Origin of the sequence: Streptomyces flavofungini (genome assembly GCF_041028215.1) — a bacterium.
In the GTDB taxonomy this organism is placed as follows: domain Bacteria; phylum Actinomycetota; class Actinomycetes; order Streptomycetales; family Streptomycetaceae; genus Streptomyces; species Streptomyces flavofungini_B.
The window spans coordinates 1-5,372 of sequence record NZ_JASKYR010000473.1 but is presented as its reverse complement, the minus strand read 5'-3'; the positions used below and the strand labels follow the sequence as shown (position 1 = coordinate 5,372).

The 5,372-nt window shown below is 69.5% G+C and carries 4 protein-coding genes and 1 pseudogene; 4 read left to right on the top strand and 1 reads right to left on the bottom strand.

Going from position 1 to position 5,372, the window contains the following annotated elements; all coding sequences use genetic code 11:
* Positions 1-484, bottom strand: a pseudogene (locus AB8Z36_RS27345) (hydroxyacid dehydrogenase); the annotation flags it as partial.
* Between the two features lie 299 nt (positions 485-783).
* On the opposite strand from AB8Z36_RS27345, the gene AB8Z36_RS27340 reads away from it, so the two are divergent.
* From AB8Z36_RS27340 to AB8Z36_RS27325, 4 genes are all read left to right on the top strand, one after another.
* A complete protein-coding gene (locus AB8Z36_RS27340) occupies positions 784-1,638 on the top strand; it encodes an ABC transporter permease (RefSeq protein ID WP_369216043.1) in 855 nt (284 codons plus the stop codon).
* Between the two features lie 29 nt (positions 1,639-1,667).
* Complete coding sequence (locus tag AB8Z36_RS27335; RefSeq protein WP_369216044.1) at positions 1,668-2,531, top strand: carbohydrate ABC transporter permease; 864 nt, start codon at positions 1,668-1,670, stop codon at positions 2,529-2,531.
* Positions 2,532-2,596: 65 nt separating this feature from the next.
* Positions 2,597-4,234 carry an extracellular solute-binding protein gene (locus AB8Z36_RS27330; RefSeq protein ID WP_369216042.1) on the top strand — a complete coding sequence of 546 codons (1,638 nt, stop codon included), beginning with the start codon at positions 2,597-2,599 and terminating at the stop codon, positions 4,232-4,234.
* A gap of 151 nt (positions 4,235-4,385) precedes the next feature.
* Positions 4,386-5,372 (top strand): LacI family DNA-binding transcriptional regulator (locus AB8Z36_RS27325; RefSeq protein WP_369216041.1); only part of this gene is annotated, 987 nt, incomplete at its 3' end.

The window sequence follows — 5,372 nt, the reverse complement described above, 5'->3', positions numbered from 1 at the left end:
CGTCGGCCCCCACCCGCTCGGTGAACGACGGCCACCCCTCCGCGTAGCCGGCGGCAGCCGAAAGCGCGCCCTTCGCCGCGAGGGTGACCGCCGCCAGCGTGAACGCCACCACGGGATCGGCGTTGGCGTCCGCCGCCGAGGAGACGACGATGCCCCGGTCCCACACCGCCTGAGTCACCATCGGTTTGACGGAGCCCGCCGCGTGGACGACCGCCCGGAGCAGCGGCGCCTGCGCCAGGACCTCCGGTGTGAGCGGCGGGCACTCCCACCCCGTGATCAGGACCTCCGTACGGGAGAGCACCTCCCGCACCGCCGCGCCGTCCAGCGGTCCGGACAGGACTCCCGGCGCCAAGTCCACGCAGGCCGCCAGCCGTTCCCGTAGGTCCGGTGTGAAGATCCGGTCCGCGACCTCGGCTCCCATCGCCAGAGCGGCCCTGATCGGCGGGCCACCGGCCCGCTTCGCCTGCTGTGCCTGATCTGCCACGCGTGACCGTCCCTCGTAGTAACCGGTTACTCACCAGCGTCTGGAGGCTAGGTCCAATCCGGGAAGGCGGTCAAGAGATCGCCTGGCAAAGGGGGTTGACCATGGACAGTAACCGCTTTAGATTCCGGGCACCTTATTCCGACGACGGAGGGGTTGCCGTGCCGACGGTGACGAAGGAACGGGCGGAATCCGAGGCGGTGAAGCCGCCCGGCGAGCGCGACAGACAGTCAAATGGGGGCAATGCGGGGCGTCGTGTGGCGTGGAAACGGTTTCAGCGTAGTCGTTTTCTCGTGCTCCTCATGGTGCCGGGGGTCCTGTACTTCCTGGTCTTCCACTACGGCGCCTTCATCGCCAACGCGGTGGCCTTCAAGGAGTACGTGCCGTTCGACGGCCTGTGGGCGAGCCCATGGGTCGGCACCGAGAACTTCGAGCGGATGTTCGGCGACCCCGACTTCTGGCACGCGACCTGGAACACGCTGTTCATCGCGGTGCTCCAGCTCGTCTTCTTCTTCCCGGCGCCGCTGGCTCTCGCCCTGCTCCTGCACAGCCTGAGCTCGGACCTGCTGCGCCGCTTCACGCAGTCCGTGATCTATCTGCCGCACTTCCTGTCGTGGGTCGTCGTGGTCGCCCTCTTCCAGCAGGTGCTGAGTGACACCGGGCTGCTGAACACCTTCCTCGGCGACTCCGGGCTGCACACCGTCGACATCATCGGCAACCCGGACGCGTACCGGCCGCTGGTCGTCCTCGAAGTGATCTGGAAGGACGCCGGCTGGGGGACGATCATCTTCCTCGCCGCCCTGATGCAGGTGGACGAGCAGCTCTACGAGGCCTCCGCCATCGACGGGGCCGGTCCCTGGCGCCGTTTCTGGCATGTGACGCTGCCCAGCATCCGGCCGATCATCATCCTGCTTCTGATCATGCGGCTCGGCGACATCCTCTCCGTCGGCTTCGAGCAGATGCTGCTGCAACGGCAGTCCGTGGGCCCGGAGGCGGGTGAGGTCCTCGACACCTTCGTCTTCTGGCAGGGCATCGTCGGCGGCGACACCGGATASGCGGCGGCCGCCGGTCTCTTCAAGGGCGTCGTCGGCGCGGTGCTCGTCTTCACCACCAACCGGGTCGCCCACCGGCTCGGCGAGCAGGGGGTCTACAAGTGAGCGGCGATCAGGTGTCCAGGCCCGCCTGGATGGAGCGGCCCCGGTTCGCCACCAAGGCGGCCAAGGGGGTGGCGGTCACCGTCGTGCTGGCGCTCGTGCTCATCCCCTTCCTCGTCATCGTCTCGACCTCGCTCGCCTCCAACCGCGAGGTCGTCGACAACGGCGGCTGGGTGCTGTGGCCGAGCGATCCGACGCTGCGCGCCTACCGCACCATCCTCAGCGGCGGCATCGTCACCAAGGCGCTCGGCGTGAGCGTCGGCCTCACCGTCGCGGGCACGCTGTTCTCGCTGGCGTGCACCACGTTCCTTGCGTACGCGCTGGCCCGCCCCGGCGTCTTCGGCGGCAGGCCCGTACTGCTGCTCATCCTCTTCACCTTCCTCTTCCCGCCCGGCATGATCCCGGCCTTTCTGCTGGTAAAGGGCATGGGGATGATGGACACCTATGCGGCGCTCATCGCTCCCGTACTCATCAACGTCTTCAATCTGATCGTGCTGCGCGGCTTCTTCCAGGGGATACCCGAGGAGCTGTACGAGGCGGCCAGGCTCGACGGCGCCGGTGACTGGCACATCCTGTGGCGGATCGTGCTCCCGCTGTCGAAGGCGGCCCTCGCCGTCGTCTCCCTCTTCTACGCGGTCAGCTACTGGAACGCCTGGTTCCATGCCTCCATCTACATGGAGTCCGGTCACTGGCCGCTCTCCCAGGTCCTTCGTACGTACGTCATCGGCGGATCCCAGATCGCCGACACCGGGCTGAGCGAGGCCGGTCTGGTCTCCGCCCCGCAGACGACGCAGATGGCCGTCCTGGTCATCGCCACCGTGCCGATCCTGCTCGTCTATCCCTTCCTCCAGAGGTACTTCACCAAGGGCGTGCTCACCGGCGCCATCAAGAGCTGAGCCGGATCGCCTCCCACTCCTCACTCCCGTCGTCCAGAAGGGCTCCTCACGTGTCCGGTTCCTCGATGTCGCGGCGCACCCTGCTCCGCTCCATAGCCGTCGGCGGCGCCGCCCTGGCCGCCCCGTCCGCCCTCACCGCCTGCTCGACCGGCTCCAGCGGCGGCGGCAACGTCTCCAACGCGGGCAAGAAGGCGGTGCCCTGGCCCGCGTACGCTCCCGCCGAGGGACCGAAGCCCGATCTCGCCCCGTCCACGGCGGGCGTGCAGGCCGGGTACACCAGGTACCCCGGCGAACTCGTGACGTCGGTGGCCGAGAAGCCCGGTGACGGCAAGCAGAAGATCAGGGTCATGACCATCACCTACGGCACCCCGCCGAAGCCGGTCGGCCGGAATGAGTACTGGCAGGCGGTGAACGAGGCGCTCGGGGTGGAGGTGGAGTTCACCGTCGTGCCGGACGCGGACTTCCGCGCCAAGATGTCCACGCTGATGTCCGGCGACGATCTGCCCGACATGATCAACTTCGGCGGCGGGTACGTCCTGCCGCGCGAGTCGCAGTTCGTGAAGTCGCGGTGCGAGGACCTCAGCGACCACCTCTCCGGTGACGCGGTCAAGGACTACCCCAACCTCGCCAACATCCCCACGTACGCGTGGGAGGGCATGGGCCGCATCGCCGGGCGGATCCACGGGCTGCCGATCGAGCGCGCCAAGGTGCAGGGCGCCATGTTCATCAACCGCGAGGCCTTCGACAGGGCCGGGTACCGGCCCGGCATGTCCGCGACCGACTTCCGCGCCATGGCCAAGGAGGCCTCGCGGGGCAGGAAGTCGGCCCTCGGCGCGTCCACGGTGGGCTTCTACGGCTACCTCTACCACGCGATGTGGCACGGGGCGCCGAACCAGTGGCGGATCGAGAACGGCAAGGCCACCGACATGTACGGGACCGACGCCTTCAAGGCCGCCCTGGAGTACATGGCGGCGCTGCGCAAGGACGGCTCGTACAACGCCGACGCCACCTCGGTCTCGCAGGTGGACCTGAAGACCCAGTTCTACAACGGCAGCGTCCGCTCGATGACGGACGGCTGGGGCGCCGTCATCTCCAACGCCCAGGGCATCAAGGACGAATTCACCCTGGACGTCGCCGAGCCCTACGCCGTCGACGGCACCACCCCCGTCTACCAGCAGAACCGCGGCTGCTTCGGCTACACCGTGATCAAGAAGGCGTCCAAGGAGCGCGTCAGGCTGATGCTGCGCGTCCTGAACTGGCTGGCCTCGCCCTTCGGCTCCAAGGAGTACGAGCTGATGCACTACGGAGTGGAGGGCACCCATTTCACGTACGACAAGTCCGGTGACCCGGTCGCCACCGAGACCGGCCTGATCGACTCCAGGACCAACCTGCCCTTCCCGTATCTGATGGACGCGCCGCAGCCGCTGTACTTCCCCGGCTTCCCCGACCTGACCAAGCGGCTGCACGCCTGGGAGGAGAAGGTCGTGCCGCTGCTCGTCCGCGACGACCACTGGGGGCTGATGTCGGACACGTACAACCGGCAGGGCGCCACGATGCAGCAGATCATCGAGGACGGCGTCACGGCGGTCGTCTCCGGGCGCAAGAATCTCTCCGCGTGGGACGCCGTCCACAGGAAGTGGCGGGCCCAGGGCGGCGAGCGCGCCGCCGAGGAGTTCCTGAAGGAGTACGAGGCCGCGCACTGAGCCGGGGGCCGGGCGCGGGATGATGGGTCCGGGGCGGAGACCGCCGTGGGGGCACATCCGCCTCGGATCAGTCTTGTCGAGGCCCGGCGCGGACAGGCGCCGGGCGCGTCCGGGCGGCACAGGGCACCGGGGCGCCGAATGAGGGAGACACATGGGTGAGCGGGTCACCATCCGTGACGTGGCCGCGCGGGCGGGGGTCTCGGTCGCGACCGTCTCGCGGGTCCTCGCGGGCAACTACCCGACGTCCACGGCGTCGCGCGCCAAGGTGCTGCGGGCGGTCAAGGAGCTCGACTACGTGGCCAACGCGCACGCGCGCGCGTTGGCGGGCGCGGGCCGCAAGACGATCGCGGTCCTGATGTTCGACGTCGTGGGCGCGTTCTACTCGCAGGTCGCCCAGGGCGTCGAGATGGAGGCGGCGCAGCACGGCCGCCTCACCCTGGTCGCGTCCACGGGCAGCGACCCGGCCCGCGAACTGGCGCTGGTGCAGATGATGCGCGAGCAGGCCGCCGAGGCCGTGGTGCTGGTGGGCGGCGTCATCGAGGACGACGAGTACCGCGAGCGGATGGCGCGCTACGCCGAGGCCCTCGCGGCGGCGGGCTCCCGGCTGGTGCTCTGCGGCCGTCCCGCCCCGGCGCCCGACGTGCCCGCGCTGGTCGTCGAGTACGACAACGAAGCGGGCGCCCACGCCGTGACCAGCCACCTCCTCGGCGCGGGCCACCGCCGTATCGCCCTGCTCGGCTACGAGCCGGGCAACACCACCGGCGAGGACCGCCTCCGCGGCTATCTGCGGGCCCTCGCCGACCACGGGGTGCCCCGGGGCGACGCCGTCCTGCACGGTGTCGGCTTCGGGCAGAACAACGGCTACCAGGCCATGCGCGACCTGCTCGACAAGGCGGACGGCAGACCGGACTTCACGGCCGTCTTCGCGGGCGACGACCGTGCCGCCTCGGCGGCGATCATCGCCCTGCGGGAGTACGGGCTGCGGGTGCCTGAGGACATGTCGGTCGTCGGCTACAACGACGACCCGGTGGCCGCGGACATCACGCCCGGCCTGACCACGGTCCACATCCCGGCCGAGGAACTGGGCCGGACGGCGGTCCGCCGCGCCCTGTCCCCCCGCTCCCGCCCCGCCCAGGAG

Excerpts from the sequence above, each read along its gene's own strand:
- AB8Z36_RS27335 (WP_369216044.1), top strand. The coding sequence starts at position 1,668 with ATGGAGCGGCCCCGGTTCGCCACCAAGGCGGCCAAGGGGGTGGCGGTC.
- AB8Z36_RS27330 (WP_369216042.1), top strand. The coding sequence starts at position 2,597 with ATGTCGCGGCGCACCCTGCTCCGCTCCATAGCCGTCGGCGGCGCCGCC.